Here is a 706-nt window from a genome sequence, read left to right as displayed (position 1 = left end):
TGTTTTCTTGAGGCAGGCGATGTTGGTGGCCGCGGATGGCCAGCTGAAGGCGGGCAAGCACGGCAAGGCGATCGCGGTGGACGGCCTTCGGGCCGCCATCCTGCGCGGCGACATGGTGCCGGGCCAGCGGCTCTTGGAGCCCGAGCTGGTCGGGTTGTTCGGGGTGACGCGGGGAAGCGTCCGCTCGGCCATCGACGATCTCGTGGCCGAGGGGATGGTGGAGCGGATTCACAACCGCGGCGCCCGGGTGCGCAAGGTGTCGGTGCAGCAGGCGGTGGAGATCATGGAGTGCCGCCGCGCGCTCGAGGCGCTCATCGCGGCCAAGGCCGCCGAACGAGCGGGCGCCGATGACGTCGCGCAGCTGCGCGCGCAGGGCGAACTGCTCAGCAGTGCCGTGCGCAACGGGGAAGCGGCCAAGTACTCCACGCTCAACCAGGAGCTTCACGGCATGATCTGGCGCATCGCGGATCAGAGCACGGCGGCCGGCCTGATCGGCCGCCTCAACGCGCAGATCGTCCGCCACCAGTTCCGCCTGGCGCAGCGTGAGGGCTGGACCAACGGCTCGCTGGTGCAGCACCTGGGCATCATCGACGCGATCGCGTCGGGCGACCCGGCGGCAGCGGAACACGCCATGCACGAGCACCTGTCAAGCGTCATCGACGCCCTCCGCCAAACAGCCTGACCTCATCGCCGGGCCAGCCGTGGT

General features: G+C 70.0%; 1 protein-coding gene. It reads left to right on the top strand.

Annotated features, from left to right (window positions below; genetic code table 11):
* Positions 1–19: 19 nt before the first annotated feature.
* Positions 20–682 (top strand): GntR family transcriptional regulator, encoded by a 663-nt coding sequence (locus ABEA43_RS67845; RefSeq protein WP_345581619.1) that lies wholly within the window; start codon positions 20–22, stop codon positions 680–682.
* The last annotated feature ends 24 nt before the right edge of the window (positions 683–706 follow it).

It is taken from the genome of Nonomuraea rosea, from assembly GCF_039539705.1.
Taxonomy (GTDB): domain Bacteria; phylum Actinomycetota; class Actinomycetes; order Streptosporangiales; family Streptosporangiaceae; genus Nonomuraea; species Nonomuraea rosea.
This window is presented reverse-complemented; position numbering and strand designations above follow the sequence as displayed.

Excerpts from the sequence above, each read along its gene's own strand:
- ABEA43_RS67845 (WP_345581619.1), top strand. The coding sequence starts at position 20 with ATGTTGGTGGCCGCGGATGGCCAGCTGAAGGCGGGCAAGCACGGCAAG.